Origin of the sequence: Robertmurraya massiliosenegalensis JC6, assembly GCF_000311725.1 — a bacterium.
GTDB lineage: Bacteria > Bacillota > Bacilli > Bacillales > Cytobacillaceae > Robertmurraya > Robertmurraya massiliosenegalensis.
The window spans coordinates 462568-482506 of sequence record NZ_HE978513.1; the positions used below are offsets into that span (position 1 = coordinate 462568).

The following is a 19939-nucleotide window of genomic DNA, read 5'->3' on the forward strand; positions in this document are numbered from 1 at the left end:
GTTTTATTACTGGATTCCCTGATGTTAAACAATCGCTGTTTTCGCATAGATTGTTGTTTTTTGAAAAGATTTTCGAAAGGAGCCTAAACAATCGAAATATTTTTTGTTTGATTGCTTGAGCGCTGCGTACCTCTTAAAAATGCAGTCGCTCCTGTTCTCGCAAGTTCCTTAATCCCATATGGCTTCATCAATTCGATAAAGGCTTCAATTTTGTCAGACTCTCCTGTGATTTGAATGACGAGCGTATCTTTGCCGACGTCTACAATCGATGCTCTAAACGGTTCAATTAAGGCGTTCATTTCACTTCTATTGTTTGGAGTTGAGAGCACTTTGATTAGAGCCAACTCTCTTGCGACGATTGATTGTTCACTAATATCTGTCACTTTTAACACATCGATTTGCTTGTTTAATTGTTTCGTAATTTGTTCAATTACTTGGTCATTTTCGACATTGACGACGCATGTAATTCTCGATACATCTTCAATTTCAGAATGGCCAACTGTAATGCTTTCAATGTTGTAATTTCTTTTGGAAAAAAGATTAGTAATGCGATTCAATACCCCTGGTCGATTATTGACGGTTAACGTAATGATTCTTTTCATTGCTTTTTCACACCTACCATTTCATTTATCCCTTTTCCAGGTGCGATCATTGGATAAACATTTTCCTTTCCATCAACACGAAAATCTAGAAGCACCGGATCACGATTTTGGAGAACTTCATTTAATATCTCTTCCGCTTCTGCTTCTGTTTCAATCACATAGCCTTTGATGTCATATGCTTCTGCAAGTTTTACAAAGGATGGCTGGACCGGATTTTTGCTATGGGAATAACGCTCATTGTAAAAGAGTTCCTGCCACTGTCGTACCATGCCTAAGGCTAAATTGTTGAGAATCACAATCTTAATTGGTAGATTTAATTCTCGAATCACCGCAAGTTCCTGTGTACTCATCTGAAATCCACCGTCACCAAGAACTGCTAACACGCAAGCATTTTTATCTGCGAGGGATGCTCCAATACTTGCTGGTAAGCCGAATCCCATCGTTCCTAAGCCTCCTGATGTAACCCATCGATTTGCTTTAGTAAATGGATAATACTGAGCTGCCCACATTTGATGTTGACCGACATCTGTAACGACGATCGCATCTCCCTTGGTTTTTTCATAGAGCATTTCTAAAACCTTTTGTGGCTTGAGGGTGCTTTCGCTTTTCTCATACTCATAAGGATATTCACTCTTCCAACTTGCTAATGTTTGCAGCCACGCATCATGTACAGGTGGTTTTCCTTCTTGTACTATTAATTGCTTTAACGCTTCCTTCGCATCTGCAACAACGGGAATTTCAGTTGGAACATTTTTACCAATTTCAGCTGGGTCGATATCGATATGGGCGACCGTAGCGTTTGGAGCGAAATGGTTTAAGTTTCCGGTTAAGCGGTCGTCAAATCTAGCTCCAATATTAATAAGGAGGTCTGATTCGTACAGTGCCATATTGGCGGTATAACAGCCATGCATACCTGCCATTCCTAAGGAGAGTTCATGGTTCGCAGGAAATCCGCCTAGTCCAAGTAACGTATGAACAACTGGGATTTTTTGCTGTTCCGCATACTCTTTTAACTCTTTTGCTGCTTGACCATGAAGTACACCAGCCCCTGCTAAAATAACCGGCTTCTTTGCCCGACTCACCGCTTCTGTCAACTTGCGAATTTGCAAATAGTTTGGCTTCAATGTTGGCTGATAGCCTGGTAACTGAATTTCCTTCTCCTCTTGTACTTCAGCCATTGCCGTTGCGATATCCTTTGGAATATCGATTAATACTGGTCCCGGTCTACCAGAATTAGCAATATAAAAGGCCTCTTTAATAATGTGTGGGATATCCTCAATATTTCGTACCTGATAGTTATATTTCGTAATTGGAGTGGTAATCCCTAAAATATCTGCTTCTTGGAAAGCATCTGTTCCAATCACACCTGTAGCAACCTGACCTGTAAATACGACAAGTGGAAGAGAATCTATCATGGCATCTGTCAATCCTGTCACGATATTTGTAGCTCCTGGGCCCGATGTTACAATCACAACGCCCGGTTTCCCTGTGATTCTCGCATATCCTTCAGCTGCATGAATTCCGCCTTGCTCATGTCGAGGCAAAACGTGAAGAATTTTAGAATCATAGATTTTATCGTAGATTGGTAATACAGCTCCACCTGGGTATCCAAAAATGACTTCCACTTTTTCCTTTTCCAAAGCTTGTAGTAAAAGCTCTGATCCGCTTAACGTTTTGTTCTCAGCCTTAGTATTTGTTAAGGCAGTTTCCTGTAACATTCGTTGCCCTCCTTTTTTCCTTAGCTATTTTTTCAAAATAAAAAAACCCTTCCACCCCTCGTAAGCCTAGTACATCTAGGCATAAGGGATGAAAAGGCTTTGTAGCATTTCCACGGTACCACCCTTGTTCATGCGTTTTTCGCATGCACTTTTGACCAAAAGTCTGGCCATTTTGATAACGAGTGTCGCCACTCGACTGCCTCTACTTAATACCCTTTCAAGACAGCACTCTGAGGTGAGTTCATTTTATGTAGTGACCACCGGTTCTCAGCTTCTCCGGCTCTCTGTCGATCGACATCCCATAAAACTACTTATCCTCTTCTTCGCTTTTTCGTATACATCATGTATTAGCTTACTCGTGGTGTTGTTTTGCTATAAACCTTTACACCTTCTGACACAACTCGCTCCCTGAACTTCGCGAGTAGTTTATTCGTATGCTCACCAGGAGCTCCATTACCAATTTCTCTACCATCCACTTTCACAACTGCGATAACTTCGGCAGCTGTTCCAGTCAGGAAAACTTCGTCAGCAGTATAGACATCATGTCTTGTAAAAGGTTCCTCTTTAACCTCATAACCGAGTTCTCTTGCAATATCGATAACAGCATTTCTCGTAATCCCATCAAGAGCTCCGACATATCCTGGCGGTGTTAAAAAGCAGCCATCCTTGAGAATAAAGACGTTGTCAGCAGAACCTTCTGCTACATAACCTTGATCATTTAACATGAGAGCCTCACTTACATTCGCTAAATGAGCTTCTATTTTCACAAGAACATTGTTCAAATAATTAAGAGATTTCACTTTTGGACTTAATACATCTGGTCGATTTCTACGTGTTGCCACAGTAATGATTTCAAGCCCTGTCTCATAGAGTTCTTTTGGAAAAATTGATAATGGCTCTACAATGACGATAACACTCGCTTTCCTACACTTATATGGATCCAATCCAAGGTCACCAACTCCCCTTGAAATAACCACTCTTATATAAGCATCTTCAACATTGTTCTTTTCAACTGTATTCGCAATGATCTTTGTTAATTCATCTTCTGAATAAGGAATTGTAAGCAGAATTGATTTAGCTGAATTATACAAGCGTTTCATATGCTCTTTCATTCTAAAAATATTGCCGCTATATACGCGAATCCCCTCAAATACTCCATCTCCATAGAGGAAACCATGGTCATAAACGGAGACCTTGGCATTTTCTTTCGTGACATATTCATCATTCAGAAAAATCCATTGCTCTGACACGAAACTCACCTCTTCACTTTAATATCAAAACGCTTTAAATGACTGAAATCAAATGTTAAAAAAAGATATATCTTAAGATTCAAAAAAATTAATCGTAGCTACAATCTAAAGCAGTTCATCTCTTTGTTATTATTTATTTGAGGACTATCTTACTCGCATTTTTCCTCTTAGTCAACAGTATTTTTTAGAATTGTGCGATAATTTATATTTTTCTATTTAATTGGATACGCTTACATGATTGATACAACGATAATCTTTGCACTTTTAAATTTTTTTATTTTTTGGATAATTTGAACCTGCGATTTCAGTGCTTTTTAATGAATAAAAAGCCACGTTTTTTCGAAGTTATTATAATAGAAGAAAGACGGAACTGATGTTAGATTTTCTCACACGAAAGAAAGCGCTTTACTTAGTGAGCCGAGGTTTTGTGGAAGAAGTTCCTTCAAAGAACAAAAAAACGTTAAGTTACATGACAGTAACTTAACGAATATGTACATAATTGGTGTGTATAAATGGCGTCCCAGGAGAGATTCGAACTCCCGACCGACGGCTTAGAAGGCCGTTGCTCTATCCAGCTGAGCTACTGGGACATATGTTATAGTATTATTTGATTTTGTTCACGTGATTCCGTCCTGAACTCAATAAGCCTATTCAAGGAGTAGAGTAGTACGTGGTAGCTTTTTCGATGAAGCAATTTCATTCGAGCTGAGCTACTGGACAGTTCATTTTGTGTTTCCTTTTTTCAAGGACATTTTTTATTATATTGTGCTAGTAATTAAAAGTCAACAGGAAAATTTATTTTTTCACAAACAAATGATTAAATGGGGGAAAGCCTCTTCCCCCACGTCTTATCAAATGATTCGTTTCATGTCGTTCTAGAAAAATTAAGTATATCAGCAATAATTTTTTTAATATAACAATAAAAAACGGAATTTCTCGAGCACTCAACAAAAACACATCTATCACTTATTAAATACAAAAGTTTGGTTAAACTCCGCCAATTCTCCCTTATCCAAGTCATACACATGTAGGTTAACAGTGGTGCCTTCAATGTCCAGTATGACATACGTTCGTTCTCTTCTCCCTCTTGGTAAACGGAGGCTGCCTGGGTTGATAAATAGCTTACCTCTGACCATCTCAGCACCTAGTACATGTGAGTGTCCAAAACAAATGATGTCCGCATTTACTTCCTCTGCACGGTATTGAAGTTGCATTAACGACGATTTTACCGAGAATAAGTGACCATGGGTAACAAAAAAACGTAACTCGCCAACCTCTTTTATAATTTCTGTATCAAAATCATTGCCAAAGTCACAATTTCCTCTTACCACACTAAAGGCTTGAATCTCATCATCTTTTTTTGAGAGTTCAGAATCTCCGCAATGAATCATGAGATCGATATCTTGTCCATGTCTTACTTTCAGTTCAGAAAGTTCTTCTCTTTGTCCGTGGCTATCACTTACAATTAACACTTTTGCCATAGGTAGCACCTTCTATTCAAGCATTAAATTTTCCAGACTGGATGATTTCTTCTAGCTTTTTCAAGGCATTTGCTCGGTGACTGATCTGATTTTTTTCACTTGGCTCAAGTTCGGCCATTGCTTTCCCCAACCCAGTAACGAAGAAGATTGGATCATAGCCGAAGCCATTTGTTCCTCTTCTGTTTCTCAAAATGATTCCTTCACATGACCCATTAACGGTAATACCTTCACCATTTGGATAGGCAATGGCTAAGGCGCAATAGAATCTTGCTGTTCTTTTCTCATCTGGCACATCTCTTAAGTTTTCTAATAGTTTATCAATATTGGCTTCATCGTCTTTCGCAGAGCCAGCGTAACGTGCAGAATAGATGCCAGGAGCACCATCTAGGGCATCGACCATTAAGCCAGAATCATCGGCAATAACTACTTGTCCCGTTTGCTTAGAAACTGCTTCTGCCTTTATCATTGCATTTTCCTCAAAGCTTTGCCCAGTTTCTTCGATATCTTCTATTTCTTCAAAATCCAGTAATGTCTTTACCTCAAAACCAAGTGGTCGAAACATCCTTTCAAATTCCATTGCTTTGCCACGATTCTTTGTTGCTATAATAACTGTTTTCATTTCGCTGTTTTCTCCTCAATTTTTGCAGTTGCTGCTTCTCCGATTGCTGTTCTTTGATGCTCGAACAGTTCGCTAATTCCTTCTTGCGCTGCCTTCAGTAATTGCTGTAATTGCGCGTAAGAAAAAGTAGATTCTTCACCCGTTCCTTGAACTTCAACAAATTCTCCATTGCCAGTCATAACGACATTCATATCAACATTTGCCTTTGAGTCTTCTATGTAATTTAAGTCTAAAACGACATTATCATCTTCCAGAATCCCGACACTTGTTGCCGCTAAAAAATCCTTAATTGGATATTTTGATAACTTTTTTTCAAGATAAACTTTATGTATCGCTTGGGTCATTGCCACAAACGCACCTGTGATGGAAGCAGTCCTTGTCCCACCATCCGCTTGAATGACATCACAATCAATCCATACCGTTCTTTCTCCAAGTGCATCTAAATCAACGACGGCTCGAAGTGCTCTTCCAATCAAGCGTTGAATTTCCATCGTCCGTCCAGTGATTTTTCCTTTTGCTGACTCTCTAATATTACGCTGTCCTGTTGCCCGTGGAAGCATGGAGTACTCCGCTGTCACCCATCCTTTTCCTTGACCTCTCATAAAAGGTGGCACCTTCTCTTCAATACTAGCGGTACAAATGACTTTTGTGTTTCCAACTGTTATGAGCACTGATCCTTCAGGATGCATTAAATAATCCGTATCAATTTCAATGGGACGTAATTGAAACGGCTGTCTCTCATCAACACGCATATGATATCCTCCTTTTCCACAAATACAATTGCCCTTAAGTTAGAGCTTCGTCAATAAAGAAGAGGTGGCTCGATGAAAGCCACCTTCTTCTACTGTCCTATCTATAGTATATCAAAAAAGATTTTTTAAAAACTAATTGTATTCACTTTTTCAGGTCTTGTCACAGGTTCTACAAGTTTTTCTCCATTTTCCTTCACAAGTTCAGCTTCACCTTCAACCATAACTTCAACACTCTCAATCCCATTCTGCTCCGTTAAGGAAAGAACAAGCATGTTTAGGACATGTTCTGAAATTACCTTTTCTTCAAAGCTGCCATAAATGAATTCATTAAAGTTTAATGTTACTTTTCCATCTTCAACCTTTGGTTCCTCTAGTAACTCAACATCTGGTGAAAAGTCATTTAGTAATGTAGATGAATGACTTGGGCCTTTTACAAGCTCGGCCACGACCCCTTCAATATTGTTTTCTGCCACACGACGTGTGACTGGAACATAATAATAAGAACCTTCATCACCAGCAACATAATAGACAGTGGCAGCCTTTGTATTCGTGATGTCCACCACATCTGTTGTGTCAAGGTTAATCCCATTCGCTCTGCTAACCGTTTTTCCAATTGGAGTACCTGCAACAGGCATCTCGTTTAATTCATGCCCATTTAATTTCAATGCGACATTTTCCACTGAATCAAACTGCGTTAACGTCCAAGTAACTGCTTCTAAAATCTTCAACTCATTTTCAGGCTTATAATTTTTGAATTCGTTTGAGAAATCAACAATAGCAGTGTTGTCAGTAATATTAACACTCACTTCAGTATCTGCTGGCAAGACAGCAGTGAAGCCGTTTGGTAGCATTTCTGTAATTGGACCACCTTCAATTAAATAATCAAGCGCCTGTTTTGCGACCGACTCAGTTTTTGGCAGTGAAAAGGTTTGTGGGACAACATAACCGTTCTTATCGAATAAATAAAGTTCTGTCATCACACTTCCTTCACTAGCCTCTTCCTCTGCAACTTCTTCTCCCGCCGTTTCTTCAACTACCTGACCATCATCTGTGTATGTAACCGTTTGAGGTGGATCAATTTTCTCCTTTTCCTTCCCCCCCAGCAAGCCACAGCCAGACAAGAGAACAGATAAAATAATCAATGATGTTAGTACAATTGTTCTTTTATTAATGGACATGCTTTATCCCTCCAAAGACAGTTTGTACTAACATATATACGAGCCTATTTTCAAATTAGACCGCCTCACGAAAAAAAATTGGACAATCAAGATATTTTTTTATCACTTTTCATAAGGCTTTTTTCGAAAAACATTGTTGCTATTTTGTCATAGATAGGAGAAAAAATCCCTATTATTACTCGTTAAATGAGGATCAAGTAAGCGAAAAATGCCGCGCAAAAACCTCATTTGAGGGGTTTTTCGGAGAAAAAATTTGGATATTTACAAAAAAACCACAATCATTACGAAAACAGCGTTTCATAAAAATAAGCCCCCTTAGAGGAGGCTTTCTGTCTTACTTTCAATCCGAACTGTTTGCACATTAAGCATTTTCTTTCCTAACCATTGTGAAGCAATTCTAGAAAAAATTCGGCTAGATCCGGTTGTATAATATTCATGCTCAGGAATTGTGCTATTATTTGTTAAAAGTCCTTTGTAATAGAGAATACTGCTCACTTCTCTTGCCGTTTCTTCGCCAGAGCTAATTACTTTTACAGCATTGCCCATCGTCTTTTTAATGATTGATTCTAATAGGGGATAATGGGTACAGCCAAGAATAAGCGTATCCAACTCTTTATTTGTTAAAGTTGCAAGGGTTTCAGCAACCACTCGCCTCGCAACAGGACCGTCATACTCTCCGCTTTCAACTAATGGGACAAATTTTGGACAGGCCAGTCCGCTTACTGAAACGGAACCGTTAATCGATCTCAATGCAATTTCATACGCTTTACTTTTGATCGTTCCTTCAGTTCCAATGACACCAATTTTATAATTCTCCGTTACTTTTAATGCGGAGATTGCTCCAGGATAAATAACACCGAGCACTGGGATAGATAACTCTTGACGTATTTCTTCTAGCGCCACAGCCGTTGCTGTATTACAGGCGATAACGAGCATTTTTATATTTTTACTTAATAAAAAATTCGTCAGTTGCCATGTGAATTTTTTCACTTCTTCACCAGTACGTGGTCCGTAGGGACAGCGGGCTGTGTCTCCCAAATAAAGAATTTTTTCATGTGGTAATTGACGCATAATTTCTTTGGCAACGGTTAGTCCACCAATCCCAGAATCAATTACTCCAATTGGTTGTTCCAAATAACTCGCCTCATTCTCGCATATCTTGATGTAATCTCATTAAATTATCTTTGAGGGTAATGACCTCTTCATCAGAAAAATTCCGAAGAACTTCTTGAAGGTAGACTTGACGCTTTTTAATGACTTCATCGATAATTCTTTCACCTTCTTCTAAAAGGTGTATTCGCACCACACGCCGATCATTCGGATCTTTCACACGCTTTACGAGCTCATTTTTTTCCATTCGATCAACTAAATCGGTAGTTGTGCTAAAAGCTAAATACATTTTATTCGATAATTCTCCAATTGTCATGTCCCCTTCTTCAAAGAGCCATTGCAATGCAACAAACTGAGGAGGGGTAATCGTATAATTGCTTAAAATTTCCCGTCCCTTTTGTTTAATGATTCCAGCTATGTATCTTAAATCTTTTTCAATCTCCGCAACCATTTCTAAGCTATTTTTTTCCTGAACTTCCTCACGCTCCATCATGCCACAACTCCCTATTCCAAAATACAATCCTAGTTTTATGAAAATAATTTAAGCATTCATCTTCATTCTCGTTCAAACATGCTTTTTCTTTTATTTTCTACTTTTTTCACATAAATTTCAAGCGAAATTAGTAGAGGTCCTGTCGGAAGCTGTCGAGGAAATAACTTGCAAGGATGTTCAATCTATTAGATCCATTTACATTTAGGATAGTGTTTTAAATGAGTAAACCGGCTTCCAAAATAGGATAGCCGGTTTGCATTTAAAGCTCTAGTTCTCCCATTCGAAGGAGTTCTACAACTGCTTGTGAACGCCCCTTAACACCGAGTTTTTGCATGGCATTCGAAATATGATTCCGAACCGTTTTTTCGCTGATAAACAGTTCACTAGCGATTTCTTTCGTTGTTTTATCTTGTACTAATAGCTCGAATACTTCTCTTTCACGTTTGGTGAGTAATGGCTTGTGAGTATATTCATTCTCCTTCAAGTATTGTAACCCTCCTTGCCTTCGCCAGCTATGAACAGCGGGATGGGTATATATTTAGTCACCATATCTTATGTGAAGGGCACTATCTGAGTGACAACAATCCTTTAAAGGAGTTTGTGATTTTTCAAAAAATGTGCGAATGCGGAGTTTATTGAATCTCTTCCTTTTCGATCATCGCTTCCTTCACTTCAGTAGACCAAGGTATACTTTTCCCCGTTTTCTTAGAAACCTGAACAATAGTTCCCCTTCCGACAAAGCAAATTTCTCTATTCTTTCTCTTGCCCATATAGTGGATATCGACGGAAGAATTACCGATATGATGTGCCTTTACAAAGATTTTAAGCTTATCATCAAAGAAAACTTGCTTGAGAAAATCACATTGTAAATCAGCCACAACAATTATCGCTTCACTTTTTCCGTCAAGCCAATCGGTCATCATGCCCTTGCTTTTAAAATACTCAATCCTTGCTTCTTCATAATATGTAAACGGAACCGTATTGTTCAAATGTCCAAACATATCTGTTTCAGAAAATCGTACTTTAACCGGATGATAAAATTTAAATTCCTGCTCCCAGTTTGATAATTCTTCGATATAACTGATTCTACTCATGCTCTCCACCCTTTCAACTTATTAAATGAATGGCTATTCATTCATTATACATCCTTTTAGATTTTTTTGAACATAACTAGTATGAAAAAGGGCATCCAGCAGGACACCCTTTTTCTCTTATATTTGATCACTTCCGAAGAAGTTTTTAAATGATTGGAATGCCGTATCTCTATTTAATGCAGCAATCGATGTAGTTAATGGAATTCCTTTTGGACAAGACTGAACACAGTTTTGGGAATTACCACAGTTAGCAAGGCCGCCGTCATCCATAATGGAATTTAAACGCTCTGCTTTGTTCATTTCACCTGTTGGGTGAGCATTAAACAGGCGCACTTGAGATAGTGGCGCAGGTCCGATAAAATTCGATTTACTGTTTACGTTCGGACACGCTTCAAGGCAAACCCCACATGTCATACATTTCGAAAGCTCATACGCCCATTGACGCTTTGTTTCAGGCATACGTGGACCAGGTCCCAAATCATATGTACCATCGATTGGAATCCATGCTTTCACTTTCTTCAATGAGTCAAACATACGACTTCTATCCACTTGCAAGTCACGAACGACTGGGAACGTACGCATTGGCTCAAGTCTAATCGGTTGCTCAAGTTGATCGACAATGGCAGAACAGGATTGACGTGGTTTGCCATTGATAATCATAGAGCACGCCCCACAAACTTCTTCTAAACAGTTCATATCCCAAGCAATTGGAGAAGTTTCTTTCCCCCCAGCATTAACAGGATTACGTCGAATCTCCATTAATGCAGAAATGACATTCATGTTCGGACGATATGGTACATGAAATTCTTCCTGATAAGGAGCAGAATCAGGAGAATCTTGCCTAGAGATAATAAAATGGACGGTACTGTTCTCTGCCATCTCTTATTTCTCCTCCTTTTTCTTAGAGTAATCACGTTTACGAGGTGTGATATAAGAAGTATCTACTTCTTCATAATGGAATTCTGGTGCTGTTTTCGCATCTACAAATTTTGCCATCGTGGTTTTTAAGAAATCCTCATCATTTCTGTCAGGAAATTCTGGCTTATAATGAGCACCGCGGCTTTCGTTACGGTTATATGCTCCGATTGTAATAACACGTGCTAATTGAAGCATATTTTGCAGTTGACGTGTGAATGCTGCACCTTGGTTGCTCCATCTTGCCGTGTCGTTTATATTGATATTTTCATAACGCTCTAAAAGCTCTTGTAATTTCTCATCTGTTTTCAATAATTTATCATTGTAACGAACAACGGTTACATTATCTGTCATCCATTCGCCTAGCTCTTTATGAAGAACATAAGCATTTTCAGTGCCATCCATGGACATAATTTTATTCCATTTCTCTTCTTCTTGTTGAACATAGTTATCAAATAGAGAAGAAGATAGAGAATCAACACTTTTTTCAAGTCCATTAATATACTTCACAGCATTTGGACCAGCGACCATTCCACCAAAGATAGCCGATAATAGAGAGTTCGCACCTAAACGATTCGCACCATGCTGCGAGTAATCACACTCACCAGCTGCGAAGAGACCAGGGATATTCGTCATTTGATCATTATCTACCCATAGACCGCCCATTGAGTAATGAACAGCAGGGAAGATTTTCATTGGCAATTTACGAGGATCTTCTCCTGTAAATTTCTCATAAATTTCAATGATTCCACCAAGTTTAATATCAAGTTCTTTAGGATCCTTATGAGAAAGATCAAGATATACCATGTTTTCGCCGTTAATCCCTAATTTTTGATTGACACATACATCAAAGATTTCACGGGTTGCGATATCACGTGGTACAAGGTTTCCATATGCAGGATATTTCTCTTCTAGGAAATACCATGGTTTACCATCCTTATACGTCCAAACACGACCACCTTCACCACGAGCTGATTCACTCATCAGGCGTAGCTTATCATCTCCTGGAATGGCTGTCGGATGGATCTGAATGAATTCACCATTTGCATAGTATACACCTTGTTGGTATGCGATGGCTGCAGCAGAACCTGTATTAATAACAGAGTTAGTGGACTTACCGAAGATAATTCCAGGACCACCTGTTGCCAAAATAACGGCATCTGCAGGGAATGACTTTATCTCCATTGAAGTTAAGTTTTGAGCAACGATTCCACGACAAACACCATCATCATCAATAATCGTTCCTAAAAATTCCCATCCTTCAAATTTATTAACTAAGCCAGCAACTTCATGGCGACGCACTTGCTCATCTAATGCATATAAAAGCTGTTGTCCCGTAGTCGCCCCAGCAAATGCTGTACGGTGATGCTGTGTTCCACCAAAGCGACGGAAATCAAGTAACCCTTCAGATGTTCTGTTAAACATAACACCCATACGGTCAAATAAATGAATAATACCAGGTGCAGCTTCACACATCGCTTTTACGGGTGCCTGGTTGGCTAAAAAGTCACCACCATAGATCGTATCATCAAAGTGAATCATCGGTGAATCGCCTTCACCTTTTGTATTTACAGCTCCATTAATACCGCCTTGGGCACAAACAGAGTGAGAACGTTTAACTGGCACCAATGAAAATAAATCCACAGGTGTTCCATTTTCTGCTGCTTTAACTGTTGCCATTAAGCCGGCTAATCCACCACCGACTACAATAATCTTACCTTTACTCATGCGTTTTCACTCCTTTAATTCCTCTTACTACAGTTCTACTAATCTATTAAACGAACGCGAATATTGCACGAATACCTACAATTGATAAGGCAATGAAAATCCCAATTGTTACATAGGTTGAAATAAGTTGTGATCTTGGCGTAACTGTAATCCCCCAACTTACAGCAAACGACCATAATCCATTTGCGAAATGGAAAATCGTAGAAACAACCCCTACTATGTAGAAAACAAGCATAAATGGATTCGATAAAATATTTTCCATCATTTGATAATTGACATCAGCTCCGAATGCAGCTGCAACTCTTGTTTCCCAAACATGCCAAATGACAAAAATTAATGTGATAATTCCTGTGACACGTTGAAGTACAAACATCCAATTTCGAAAAAAATTGTATCTACTCGCATTATTTTTTGCTGTGAAAGCAATGTAGATACCGTAAATAGCATGGAACAAGATCGGTAGGAAAATAACAAAAATTTCAAGAACATACCGGAATGGCAGTTGTTCCATAAAATGTGCCGCTTTATTGAAGGAATCTGCTCCTTTTGTAGCAAAATGATTCACCACAAGATGCTGGACGAGGAATAATCCAACAGGAATAACCCCTAGCAATGAATGCAATCTGCGATAAAAAAACTCTCGATTACCCGCCATAAATTTACCCCCCTTTAATTTTTGAAAACTCTAGCGGTTATTTCTCCCTATTCCCCTTAAGGAATATGTACAACTTACTGATTTCACAATAGACACTTAGATTGTGCATTATGAAAAGAGAACAGCTAATTTGAATAAATGTCGAATAATTTTTTACAATTATGTGACAAGTCCATTTTACTCCCTACCTCTTACACCGTCAAGAAAACGTATACACAAAATCTCCAATAAAAACGAAATTTTTAGACTATATAAACAAAAGAATCCTCATATGACAAAGCTTTTTTAAGATATATTAAAATAACAAAAATTACTAATGAGCGAAGAAACGTTTTTTTATAATCCGTGCGTAAATCCATGTAAATTGTATATAATAGAATCATAGAAAGAGGGGAGAGCATTGACTGAAATGATGACTTCTGAAAAGGCACATCAATCTGAACCTATAACAGTTCCAGCATTTGGATATGAACTGATTCGAGAAATTTTATTACCAAGTCTTCTCGGAAAGGAAACCTCGGCCATTCTTTATTGGGCTGGAAAAGATTTGGCACGTAAATACCCATTACAATCGATAGATGAAATCATTGATTTTTTCAATAAATCAGGGTGGGGATCTTTAACGATTAAAGATGAATCGAAAAACGAACTGCAAATGGAATTAACGAGCCCATTAATCTCTGAAAGACTTCAGAAAAAAGAAATCTCAACCTTTCAACTAGAAGCTGGGTTTCTCGCTCACCAAATCGAAACACTGAAAGATGTTATCGCTGAAGCCTATGAACATCCAAAGCGACGAGCAAAAAAGGTCATCTTCACCGTAAAATGGGACAGTAAAGATTCTATTGAATAGTACAGTCCTTTCATGAATGGAGCCAAAAAGCAATGAATGCTTTTTGGCTTCTTTTTTTCATATCGATCGTGGTTTTTGGAATAGTTCTAGCGCCGACCATTCCGATTATACGTTGGACAGGACCATTTACGACTTAACTGGTGCTCCTGCTAATTCGAAAGCCTTATGTAAGGAATCCACGGCATCAACCATATTTCCCTCTTCCACAACAGTCGAAACCTTGATTTCAGATGTACTAACCATTTTTACTTCAATTGATTGCTCTGCCAATACTTCAAACATTTTGGCTGCTACACCAGGATTCGATACCATGCCTGAGCCAACAATGGACACCTTTGCTAAATCTGATTCAAATTGGACATTTTCGTATTGAAGTTTTTCCTTATTGTCTGCTAAAACTTTCAACGTATCCTTTAAATCTTCAGAATGGATCGAAAAAGATAAATCGGTTGTATTTTTGTTCGTAGTACTTTGAATAATAATATCAACATTTAAATGGTTATTAGCCAATGTTGTGAAAATCGTCGACAAGCTTGACAATGTATTAGATAACCCTAATACCGTTACTTTCGTGATTTTATCCTCAAATGCGATTCCTCGTACAACTAAATTTTGTTCCATTCGTCCTTCCTCCTCGATGATCGTCCCTGATTCCCTTTCCATACTCGAGCGTACTTCTAAAGGAACTTGATAATTCTTAGCAAATTCAACTGCTCTAGGATGTAATACGCCAGCACCAAGATTGGCAAGCTCGAGCATTTCGTCATATGAAATCGAGAGTAGCTTACGAGCATCCTTCACATAGCGAGGATCTGTAGTAAATACACCTGTTACATCTGTGTAAATATCACATTTATCTGCCTTTAATGCTGCTGCTAAGGCCACTGCTGTTGTATCAGAGCCACCACGACCAAGTGTAGCAATCTCTCCATCGATTGTAGCCCCTTGAAACCCTGCTACGACTACGATTTTTCCTTTTGTCAGCTCTGCTTGAACGCGGGTACTATCTATATTTAACACTCTTGCATTTCCAAATACAGATTCTGTCTCGATTCCTGCCTGCCAGCCTGTGAATGAAATGGCCTCATATCCTTTAGTCTGTAAAGCCATTGCTAATAATGAAATGGTCACCTGCTCTCCAGTTGTCAGGAGCATATCCATTTCCCTTTTGCTCGGATCAGAGGTGATTTCTGCTGCAAGTGATACTAATTGGTCCGTTGTTTTCCCCATTGCAGAGACAACCACGACAACATCATTTCCTCGATTCCTTTCTTCAATCACTCTCTCGGCAACATTCTTAATTCTCTCAGCACTACCAACAGAGGTTCCCCCAAATTTTTGTACAATTAATCCCATGCCATTCCCTTCTTTCCTAAAATATGTAAATCTTAGTTGAATAGGCAATAAAAAAAGCAATGAGATACCATCTCACTGCTGCGCCGTCACAACGTAAAAAGCAAAAGCCTTACGTTTTCGCACCACTAAGATAGCTCTCCAAGACAATATGTCTTGACAATTCTGCACCTATTCGGTTGCAGAACCAGCAAAAAAAAGGATGAGCCTTTTTTCACTTCGGCAGTCCACTCCTTTCAAGACTTTTCGTCGAAACTCACCTTTCTCCAAGTCCATACTCTTAGTGTCCGCACCTCTACCTTCACTTTATGAAATAAAGCGATTGCGATATAAAATTGACCTCATTATAGCACACCCAATTTATGAAAACAACGTCATTCCTGTAATTTATTGTATAGGCCCTCTGCCGCATTTGGTGGAATCCCAAGTTCTCTAAACTGTTCAATCGATGCTTCTTTCATTTTTTTGACCGAGCCAAAATGCTTCAGCAATTGTTTTTTTCTCTTTTCTCCAATCCCGGGTATGTCATCCAAAATCGATTGGAAAGCCGTTTTGCCTCGTAATTGACGATGGAAGGTTATCGCAAATCGGTGGACTTCATCTTGAATTCTTTGCAACAGGTAAAATTCCTGACTATTTCTCGCTAGCGGAATCATCTCAAGTGGATTACCATATAAAAGCTGTGAAGTTCGGTGTTTATCATCTTTAACCAAACCAGACAGCGGGATATCCAAGCCAAGTTCATTTTCAAGTACATCACGAACTGATTCAACATGCCCTTTTCCACCATCAATAATAATCAAGTCTGGTAATGGCAGACCTTCTTTTAATACTCTCGAATAGCGCCGTCTAACGACTTCTCTCATCGATTCATAATCATCAGGTCCTTTGACCGATTTAATTTTATATTTGCGATACTCTCGTTTGGCTGGTTTTCCATCAATAAACACAACAAGTGCAGATACAGGATCCGTTCCTTGTATATTAGAATTATCGAAGGATTCAATTCGTCGAGGTATCGCAATGCCAAGCGCATCGCCTAGCTGTTCAACCGCTTTAATCGTACGCTGTTCATCCCGCTCTACGAGTGAGAATTTTTCCTTTAAGGCAATCGTAGCATTTTTTTCGGCAAGCTTGACGAGATCCTTTTTTTGGCCACGTTTTGGTTTCAAAATCTTCACGTTTAAAAGCTTCTCAGCCAAGTCCTCATCGACCTTTTCAGGCAAAAGGATTTCTTTCGGTTTGAAATGGCCTGCCTTGTCATAGAAACGACCAAGGTATGTTAGAAATTCTTCTTCTGGTTCACTATAAAAAGGGAATAGTGAGACATCACGTTCGATTAGCTTTCCTTGTCGGACAAAGAAAACTTGAACACACATCCAGCCCTTATCAACAGCATAACCGAATATATCTCGGTCAGTAAAATCAGTGGATGTCATTTTCTGTTTTTCCATTGTTGATTCAATATGTGCAATTTGGTCACGGAATTCCTTTGCTCTTTCAAAGTCTAATTCTTCAGAAGCCTTTAACATTTTTTCCGTCAACTCTTTTTTAATTTCCTGATATCCACCATTTAAGAACTTCGTGATTTCTTCAACCATTTCACGATACGTCGTTTCCGGCACTTCATTGATACAGGGGGCTAGACATTGCCCTAAATGATAGTATAAGCACACGCGATCAGGAAGAGTAGCACATTTACGTAGCGGGTAAATACGATCAAGTAATTTCTTTGTTTCGTTGGCAGCCCCGACGTTTGGATAAGGTCCAAAGTACTTCCCTTTATCTTTTTTCACTTTCCTCGTCGTAATCAAGCGAGGGTGACGCTCTGAAGTCAATTTGATAAAAGGATACGTTTTATCATCTTTTAGCATCACATTATATTTGGGATCATGCTTTTTAATTAAATTTAATTCAAGCAGTAACGCTTCCATATTGGATGAGGTTACGATATATTCAAAATCCTCAATTTCATTAACGAGCACTTGCGTTTTTCCATTATGAGAGCCAGTAAAATAGGAACGCACTCTGTTTTTGAGTACTTTCGCTTTACCAACATAAATGATCGTTCCTTGCCGATCCTTCATAAGATAACATCCTGGCTGGTCAGGGAGAAAAGCTAATTTGTTTTTTATCTTGTCGTTCATCATATCTCATCCCCACTTTGCAATTCCTACAGATAAATATATCATAACTGGTACTGACTTGCTCAAAGTAGAGCGATCAAAAAAACTCCTACAAAATGTAGGAAGCTTCCGGTTTGTCTCATTCGATCCAAACATCTCTCCCCCTTAAGCGGAATTTTTCCTGTTATCTCTTCAATGGAGTCCCTTTTAGGGGAAATAACGGAAGATTTTCCGCTTATGGAGGGCAAAATCGTTTATTTTGGCATTTTTTGAGGGAATAGCAGGAAATTTTCCTGTTATTTCAGCTCTTTTTCATGATGTCTGCTCATTAAGCGGAAATTTTCCTGTTATTTTTTCATACCGATACTCCTACTGTTTATACGAACATAAAGTCGAGGGAATTTATAAATTCCTAACAAAAAACTCCCGACATCATGCTTTGAGTCGGGAGCCTTTATTTAATCTTATAAATGTGAATTTAAACGTTCAGCTAGCGCTTCTTTCGGTTGGAAACCAACGACTTTGTCTACAACTTCCCCATCCTTGAATACAAGTAATGTCGGGATGCTCATCACACCAAATTTAGCTGCTGTTTCTTGATTATCGTCAACATCAAGCTTAACGATTTTTAATTTTTCCCCAAGTTCAGAATCTAATTCTTCAAGAACAGGAGCAATCATTTTACAAGGGCCACACCAAGGAGCCCAAAAATCAGCTAGTACTACACCTGAGCCTGTTTCAGTATCAAAATTTTGGTCAGTTACATGTGAAATTGCCATACTATATTTACCTCCTAAAATGAACTAGCTATGAATTTGGAATCATTCACATTTTCATAGCCCATATACTTTAAAGTTATACTAACGACAGTATATCACCGTTTATCCTACGATGCGAATAATTTGTTCGGAACTAATTTCCCCATAAATTTTACTTCTATTCATGTTGGCTCTATCCATGACTTGGACATGGATAGAAGGACCTATTGAACATAAATGGAACGAGCGGGATCATAACCGCTCGTTCCATTTATTTATGCATTTACTTTTAGCTTTTTAAATTCTTCTGTTAGCATTGGAACGACCTCGAATAGATCTCCGACAATTCCATAGTCTGCTACATTAAAGATATTTGCTTCAGGGTCCTTATTGATGGCTACAATAACCTTTGAATTGGACATTCCCGCTAAATGCTGAATCGCTCCAGAAATTCCACATGCAATGTATAGGTCTGGTGTGACAACCTTCCCTGTTTGACCAATTTGTAAAGAATAATCACAGTACTCTGCATCACATGCTCCACGGGATGCACCAACCGCTCCTCCTAGCACTTGAGCGAGCTCCTTTAATGGCTCAAATCCTTCTTCACTTTTGACTCCACGGCCTCCAGCAATGACGACTTTCGCTTCAGAAAGGTCGACCCCTTCACTTGCTTTTCTAACAACATCTTTAATAATCGTACGCAGGTCTTTAATGTCCACAGATAATGAAGAAACTTCACCGGTTTTAGATTCATCCTTTTCTAATGGAGCAATATTATTTGGACGAATCGTTGCAAAAATTAACCCGTCTGTCACTATCTTCTTTTCAAAGGCTTTTCCAGAATAAATAGGACGAGTAAAGATAATATTATCTCCTGTCACTTCAATTCCCGTCACATCTGAAATTAACCCAGAATTCAATTTACTCGCCAATCTTGGGGATAGATCTTTCCCTAAAGACGTATGACCGATCACAAGCCCTTCAGGTTTTTCTGCATCCACTACAGCTAGTAATCCTTGAGCGAAGCCATCTGAAGTATATTGAGCCAATTTTTCATCTTCAACAACAACGACTTTATCCGCACCATTTTGAATTAATTCTTCTGCTAATTGATTAACGGATTCACCGAGTAAAACACCTACAACCTCGCCACCTTCAGCGATTGTTTTAGCTGCGGAGACTGCTTCAAATGAAACGTTACGCAATTGTCCATCACGGACTTCACCTAACACTAATACTTTTCTAGCCATT

The 19939-nt window shown here is 38.8% G+C and carries 19 protein-coding genes, 1 tRNA gene, 1 riboswitch and 1 other annotated feature; of the genes, 1 reads left to right on the top strand and 19 read right to left on the bottom strand.

Translation table 11 applies throughout. The features are described 5' to 3' along the window. Nucleotides 1–83: 83 nt before the first annotated feature. From ilvN to BMSHG_RS12215, 15 genes are all read right to left on the bottom strand, one after another. Complete coding sequence (gene ilvN, locus BMSHG_RS12145; RefSeq protein WP_019154729.1) at nt 84–602, bottom strand: acetolactate synthase small subunit; 519 nt, start codon at nt 600–602, stop codon at nt 84–86. Next, nucleotides 599–2320: an acetolactate synthase large subunit gene (gene ilvB / locus BMSHG_RS12150; protein WP_019154730.1), complete on the bottom strand. Its 1722-nt coding sequence runs from the start codon at nt 2318–2320 to the stop codon at nt 599–601. The genes ilvN and ilvB overlap by 4 nt, the downstream gene beginning before the upstream one ends. A gap of 81 nt (nt 2321–2401) precedes the next feature. After that, nucleotides 2402–2653 (bottom strand) — a binding site (T-box leader). 14 nt (nt 2654–2667) lie between these two features. Beyond that, the gene (ilvE, locus tag BMSHG_RS12155; RefSeq protein WP_019154731.1) at nt 2668–3570 is read right to left on the bottom strand and encodes a branched-chain-amino-acid transaminase; all 903 of its coding nucleotides are present in this window, start codon (nt 3568–3570) and stop codon (nt 2668–2670) included. Between the two features lie 513 nt (nt 3571–4083). After that, nucleotides 4084–4160: transfer RNA gene (locus tag BMSHG_RS12160), tRNA-Arg, on the bottom strand. 372 nt (nt 4161–4532) lie between these two features. Then, complete coding sequence (locus BMSHG_RS12165) at nt 4533–5051, bottom strand: metallophosphoesterase (RefSeq protein WP_019154732.1); 519 nt, start codon at nt 5049–5051, stop codon at nt 4533–4535. Nucleotides 5052–5067: 16 nt separating this feature from the next. After that, on the bottom strand, nt 5068–5670 hold the full coding sequence (locus BMSHG_RS12170) for an XTP/dITP diphosphatase (protein WP_019154733.1): 603 nt from the start codon (nt 5668–5670) through the stop codon (nt 5068–5070). Then, nucleotides 5667–6422, bottom strand: coding sequence for a ribonuclease PH (rph, locus tag BMSHG_RS12175; RefSeq protein ID WP_019154734.1), 756 nt, complete (start codon nt 6420–6422; stop codon nt 5667–5669). Before rph ends, BMSHG_RS12170 begins: the two co-directional genes overlap by 4 nt. Before the next feature lie 125 nt (nt 6423–6547). Beyond that, nucleotides 6548–7600, bottom strand: coding sequence for a GerMN domain-containing protein (locus BMSHG_RS12180; protein WP_019154735.1), 1053 nt, complete (start codon nt 7598–7600; stop codon nt 6548–6550). Between the two features lie 315 nt (nt 7601–7915). After that, nucleotides 7916–8734: a glutamate racemase gene (gene racE / locus BMSHG_RS12185; protein ID WP_019154736.1), complete on the bottom strand. Its 819-nt coding sequence runs from the start codon at nt 8732–8734 to the stop codon at nt 7916–7918. A 10-nt stretch (nt 8735–8744) separates the two neighbouring features. Next, on the bottom strand, nt 8745–9200 hold the full coding sequence (locus BMSHG_RS12190; RefSeq protein ID WP_026073437.1) for a MarR family winged helix-turn-helix transcriptional regulator: 456 nt from the start codon (nt 9198–9200) through the stop codon (nt 8745–8747). A 262-nt stretch (nt 9201–9462) separates the two neighbouring features. After that, nucleotides 9463–9687: a spore germination transcription factor GerE gene (gene gerE, locus BMSHG_RS12195; protein ID WP_019154738.1), complete on the bottom strand. Its 225-nt coding sequence runs from the start codon at nt 9685–9687 to the stop codon at nt 9463–9465. A 148-nt stretch (nt 9688–9835) separates the two neighbouring features. Further along, on the bottom strand, nt 9836–10297 hold the full coding sequence (locus BMSHG_RS12200) for an acyl-CoA thioesterase (RefSeq protein WP_019154739.1): 462 nt from the start codon (nt 10295–10297) through the stop codon (nt 9836–9838). A gap of 117 nt (nt 10298–10414) precedes the next feature. Beyond that, nucleotides 10415–11176 carry a succinate dehydrogenase iron-sulfur subunit gene (gene sdhB / locus BMSHG_RS12205; RefSeq protein WP_019154740.1) on the bottom strand — a complete coding sequence of 254 codons (762 nt, stop codon included), beginning with the start codon at nt 11174–11176 and terminating at the stop codon, nt 10415–10417. 3 nt (nt 11177–11179) lie between these two features. Next, nucleotides 11180–12940, bottom strand: a complete 1761-nt coding sequence (sdhA, locus tag BMSHG_RS12210; RefSeq protein ID WP_019154741.1) for a succinate dehydrogenase flavoprotein subunit — start codon at nt 12938–12940, stop codon at nt 11180–11182. 46 nt (nt 12941–12986) lie between these two features. Then, the gene (locus BMSHG_RS12215) at nt 12987–13595 is read right to left on the bottom strand and encodes a succinate dehydrogenase cytochrome b558 subunit (RefSeq protein WP_019154742.1); all 609 of its coding nucleotides are present in this window, start codon (nt 13593–13595) and stop codon (nt 12987–12989) included. A 400-nt stretch (nt 13596–13995) separates the two neighbouring features. Between BMSHG_RS12215 and BMSHG_RS12220 the strand changes: the two genes are divergently transcribed. After that, nucleotides 13996–14448 (top strand): YslB family protein, encoded by a 453-nt coding sequence (locus BMSHG_RS12220; RefSeq protein ID WP_019154743.1) that lies wholly within the window; start codon nt 13996–13998, stop codon nt 14446–14448. A gap of 126 nt (nt 14449–14574) precedes the next feature. Here the strand turns inward: BMSHG_RS12220 and BMSHG_RS12225 are convergent, their stop codons facing one another. From BMSHG_RS12225 to BMSHG_RS12240, 4 genes are all read right to left on the bottom strand, one after another. Further along, nucleotides 14575–15804, bottom strand: a complete 1230-nt coding sequence (locus BMSHG_RS12225; RefSeq protein WP_019154744.1) for an aspartate kinase — start codon at nt 15802–15804, stop codon at nt 14575–14577. 123 nt (nt 15805–15927) lie between these two features. Further along, nucleotides 15928–16107, bottom strand: a riboswitch (Lysine riboswitch). A 68-nt stretch (nt 16108–16175) separates the two neighbouring features. Beyond that, a complete protein-coding gene (uvrC, locus tag BMSHG_RS12230) occupies nt 16176–17948 on the bottom strand; it encodes an excinuclease ABC subunit UvrC (protein WP_026073438.1) in 1773 nt (590 codons plus the stop codon). A 443-nt stretch (nt 17949–18391) separates the two neighbouring features. After that, nucleotides 18392–18706 (bottom strand): thioredoxin, encoded by a 315-nt coding sequence (gene trxA, locus BMSHG_RS12235; protein ID WP_019154746.1) that lies wholly within the window; start codon nt 18704–18706, stop codon nt 18392–18394. 254 nt (nt 18707–18960) lie between these two features. Continuing rightward, the gene (locus tag BMSHG_RS12240) at nt 18961–19938 is read right to left on the bottom strand and encodes an electron transfer flavoprotein subunit alpha/FixB family protein (RefSeq protein WP_019154747.1); all 978 of its coding nucleotides are present in this window, start codon (nt 19936–19938) and stop codon (nt 18961–18963) included. Nucleotide 19939: the final 1 nt, after the last annotated feature.

Excerpts from the sequence above, each read along its gene's own strand:
- ilvB (WP_019154730.1), bottom strand. The coding sequence starts at position 2,320 with ATGTTACAGGAAACTGCCTTAACAAATACTAAGGCTGAGAACAAAACG.
- uvrC (WP_026073438.1), bottom strand. The coding sequence starts at position 17,948 with ATGAACGACAAGATAAAAAACAAATTAGCTTTTCTCCCTGACCAGCCA.
- ilvN (WP_019154729.1), bottom strand. The coding sequence starts at position 602 with ATGAAAAGAATCATTACGTTAACCGTCAATAATCGACCAGGGGTATTG.
- rph (WP_019154734.1), bottom strand. The coding sequence starts at position 6,422 with ATGCGTGTTGATGAGAGACAGCCGTTTCAATTACGTCCCATTGAAATT.
- BMSHG_RS12225 (WP_019154744.1), bottom strand. The coding sequence starts at position 15,804 with ATGGGATTAATTGTACAAAAATTTGGGGGAACCTCTGTTGGTAGTGCT.
- BMSHG_RS12200 (WP_019154739.1), bottom strand. The coding sequence starts at position 10,297 with ATGAGTAGAATCAGTTATATCGAAGAATTATCAAACTGGGAGCAGGAA.
- BMSHG_RS12215 (WP_019154742.1), bottom strand. The coding sequence starts at position 13,595 with ATGGCGGGTAATCGAGAGTTTTTTTATCGCAGATTGCATTCATTGCTA.
- sdhA (WP_019154741.1), bottom strand. The coding sequence starts at position 12,940 with ATGAGTAAAGGTAAGATTATTGTAGTCGGTGGTGGATTAGCCGGCTTA.
- BMSHG_RS12170 (WP_019154733.1), bottom strand. The coding sequence starts at position 5,670 with ATGAAAACAGTTATTATAGCAACAAAGAATCGTGGCAAAGCAATGGAA.
- BMSHG_RS12240 (WP_019154747.1), bottom strand. The coding sequence starts at position 19,938 with ATGGCTAGAAAAGTATTAGTGTTAGGTGAAGTCCGTGATGGACAATTG.
- BMSHG_RS12165 (WP_019154732.1), bottom strand. The coding sequence starts at position 5,051 with ATGGCAAAAGTGTTAATTGTAAGTGATAGCCACGGACAAAGAGAAGAA.
- BMSHG_RS12190 (WP_026073437.1), bottom strand. The coding sequence starts at position 9,200 with ATGGAGCGTGAGGAAGTTCAGGAAAAAAATAGCTTAGAAATGGTTGCG.
- sdhB (WP_019154740.1), bottom strand. The coding sequence starts at position 11,176 with ATGGCAGAGAACAGTACCGTCCATTTTATTATCTCTAGGCAAGATTCT.
- BMSHG_RS12180 (WP_019154735.1), bottom strand. The coding sequence starts at position 7,600 with ATGTCCATTAATAAAAGAACAATTGTACTAACATCATTGATTATTTTA.
- trxA (WP_019154746.1), bottom strand. The coding sequence starts at position 18,706 with ATGGCAATTTCACATGTAACTGACCAAAATTTTGATACTGAAACAGGC.